This is a genomic window from Neisseria sp. P0022.S010, assembly GCF_051956635.1.
In genome coordinates this window covers 1-3,165 of record NZ_JBQCXF010000352.1, presented here as the reverse complement: position 1 = coordinate 3,165, position 3,165 = coordinate 1, and the positions used below count along the sequence as shown (strand labels likewise).

Annotated in this window: 4 protein-coding genes; 2 read left to right on the top strand and 2 right to left on the bottom strand. The window is 52.8% G+C overall.

Going from position 1 to position 3,165, the window contains the following annotated elements; all coding sequences use genetic code 11:
* Together ACTHUT_RS16605 and ACTHUT_RS16600 are read left to right on the top strand one after the other, a co-directional pair.
* A partial coding sequence (locus ACTHUT_RS16605; RefSeq protein ID WP_440419108.1) for a Na+/H+ antiporter family protein occupies positions 1–1,331 on the top strand: 1,331 nt, incomplete at its 5' end.
* A gap of 1 nt (position 1,332) precedes the next feature.
* Positions 1,333–1,560: a SlyX family protein gene (locus tag ACTHUT_RS16600; RefSeq protein WP_049350873.1), complete on the top strand. Its 228-nt coding sequence runs from the start codon at positions 1,333–1,335 to the stop codon at positions 1,558–1,560.
* A 102-nt stretch (positions 1,561–1,662) separates the two neighbouring features.
* On the opposite strand, the gene lysA is transcribed toward ACTHUT_RS16600, so the two are convergent.
* Complete coding sequence (gene lysA, locus ACTHUT_RS16595; RefSeq protein ID WP_250601393.1) at positions 1,663–2,883, bottom strand: diaminopimelate decarboxylase; 1,221 nt, start codon at positions 2,881–2,883, stop codon at positions 1,663–1,665.
* 16 nt (positions 2,884–2,899) lie between these two features.
* Entirely contained in the window at positions 2,900–3,091 is a 192-nt protein-coding gene (gene lptM / locus ACTHUT_RS16590; protein ID WP_431768200.1) for an LPS translocon maturation chaperone LptM, read from the bottom strand.
* Positions 3,092–3,165 lie beyond the last annotated feature (74 nt).

Genomic DNA, 3,165 nt, shown 5'->3' with positions numbered 1-3,165 from the left:
CTTTATCGCGCGTGCATGTGGTGCTCAGCTTGGCTGTCGGCGCGTTTGTCGGCGGCTTGGTGGCCGGTATGCCTTTGGAGAATGTAACCAACGCGGCCGGCGATGTGGTGCAGCAAGGGATTATTCCAGTTTTTAACGAAGGCCTGAAAGGCGGGGCGCAAATCGCGCTGTCTTATGCCATGCTCGGCGCGTTTGCCATGGCCATCACGCATTCCGGCCTGCCGCAACAGCTCGCCGGTGTGATTATCCGCAAGCTCAACGGAGGCGAAGGCAATGCGAAAGGCGAAGGCGCGGTCAAATGGCTGTTGCTGGCGATTATTTTGTGCATGGGCGTGATGAGCCAAAACGTTGTGCCGATTCATATCGCGTTTATCCCGATGATTATTCCGCCGCTGCTGTTGGTGTTCAACCGTTTGAAACTCGACCGCCGCTTGGTGGCCTGCGTGATTACGTTTGGTTTGGTAACGACTTATATGTTTCTGCCTTACGGTTTCGGCGCCATCTTCTTGAACGACATCATGTTGGGCAATATCCGCTCGGCAGGCATGGACACCAGCGGCATCAATGTGATGCATGCAATGGCGATTCCGGCTTTGGGCATGGTGTCCGGTTTGCTGCTGGCCTTTTTGCACTACCGTAAGCCGCGTATTTATCAAAACAATACCACTGACACGGAAGACAACCGTGCGGCAGTGCAACAACAAGAGCCTTCAACCTATCGCAGCTTGGTGGCGGCCGTGGCGATTGCCGTGTGTTTTGCTATTCAGCTTTTGTATGATGGTTCGCTGGTATTGGGCGCTATGTTGGGCTTTGCCGTGTTTATGATGTTGGGCGTGATGAACCGCTCCGCCGCCAGCGATGTGTTCGGCGAAGGCATCAAAATGATGGCGATGGTCGGCTTTATTATGATTGCGGCACAAGGTTTCGCCGCCGTAATGAACGCGACCGGCGAGATTCAGCCTTTGGTCGAACACAGCATGGCTTTGTTCGGCGGCAATAAAGGCATGGCCGCATTGACCATGTTGTGCGTCGGCTTGCTGGTGACCATGGGCATCGGCTCGTCTTTCTCAACTTTGCCGATTATTACCGCGATTTATGTGCCTTTGTGCATTAGCTTGGGCTTCTCGCCTATGGCGACCGTCGCCATCGTCGGCACGGCCGGTGCGCTGGGCGATGCAGGCTCCCCTGCTTCCGACTCGACACTCGGCCCGACCATGGGACTGAACGCCGACGGTCAGCACGACCACATCCGCGATTCGGTTATCCCGACTTTTATCCACTACAATATCCCGCTGATGGCTGCCGGCTGGATTGCCGCAATGGTGCTGTAATATGAGCGATATTCGGGAATTGGAACACCGCGTCACGGAGCTGGAAATTCAGACGGCCTTGCAGGAAGATTTAATCGGCAGTCTGAACGACACCATCGCCAAGATGCAGCAGGCTTTGGATTTGCAGCAAGGCCAGCTGCGGCTTCTGTATCAACGGATGCAGGATAAAGGCGCAAACGGCGAACGCGAACCGTACAGCCTGCGCGACGAGATTCCGCCGCATTATTGATTAGCTAAAAAAGGGCGTGTTGGATACATGCCCTTTTCTTTCATAACAAAGGCCGTCTGAAAGTCAATCAAGCTTTCAGACGGCCTTTTAAACAATCAAACCTTACAAACAAGCCAATTCGTTGGCCATTTGCTGCTCGATGGTTTCACGTTGGCGAATAAGTTTGCATTCGTTGCCGTCAACCAATACTTCCGCCGCACGGTTGCGCGTGTTGTAGTTGCTCGCCATGCTTGAGCCATACGCACCGGCGCTGCGGATAAGCAGCAAATCTCCCTCTTCGCAGGCGATGGTGCGGTCTTTGCCGAGGAAGTCGCCGGTTTCGCAAATCGGGCCGACGATATTGGCAGTCAAAGGCTCAATGTCTTTGGTCTCGATCGCTTCGATGTGATGATAGGCATCATAAAGCGCCGGACGCATCAAATCGTTCATCGCCGCATCGACCATCACAAAGTTTTTCTCTTCGCCATGTTTGACGAATTCGACGCGTGTCAACAACGCACCTGCATTGCCGACCAAACTGCGGCCGGGCTCAAGAACCAGTTTCAGACGGCGTGTACCCATCAGTTTTTGAACTTCTTTGGCATACGCGCCCAAATCAGGCACATTTTCATCTTGGTAAACAATGCCGACACCGCCGCCCAAGTCCAAGTGTTCCAACACAATGCCTTCATCTGCCAGTTGGTCGACCAAGGCCAAGATACGTTCGCAGGCTTCGACAAGCGGGCTGAGGTCGGTCAGTTGCGAGCCGATATGGCAGTCGATACCGACAATTTTCAAATGGCTTTGTCGGGAAGCATGACGATAGGCCTCAAGCGCATCGGCATAGGCAATACCGAATTTGTTGGCTTTCAGGCCGGTGGAGATATAAGGATGGGTTTTGGCATCGACATCGGGGTTGACGCGCAGGGAAACCGGAGCGACTTTACCCAAACGCGCGGCAACTTTCTGAATGCGGTCGATTTCGGGAATGCTCTCCATATTGAAGCATTTCACGCCTGCATTCAGTGCGAATTCAATTTCTGCTTCACTCTTGCCCACACCGGAAAAAATCGTTTTCGCCGCATCGCCGCCTGCCGCCAAAACACGCGCCAACTCGCCGCCGGACACAATGTCAAAACCGCTCCCCAAAGAAGCAAAGTGCTTGATGATGCTCAGGTTGCCATTCGCTTTCACTGCGTAGCAGACAAGCGGATTTAAAGCGGCAAACGCGGTTTGGTAGTTTTCAAACGCCTCGGTCAGCGCAGATTTGCTGTACACATAAAGCGGCGTACCAAACTCTTCGGCAAGGTGTGTATAAGGGAGTTGTTCGCAGAATAAAGTCATGTTTGTGAAGTCTTTTTTAATCGTTGGTTTGAGTGGTCGGTTCTTTGGCCGTATCGAATTTCAAGCCGGTTTGAATCACGCCGAAGTGCGCCTTGTCGCCTTCTTTGGGCAGGTAGAGATCGCCTTTGTAGCCGCAGGCAGAGAGCAGCAGAACCGTTGCCGCTGCAAAAAATACGCCGTATTTCATCAGTAAAACTTTCTTCATCATTACGAATGTGGCAAGATTCGGTATCTTAAACAAAAACCACACAAAAAGCCATGATGACCGAAAGCGAATTCATC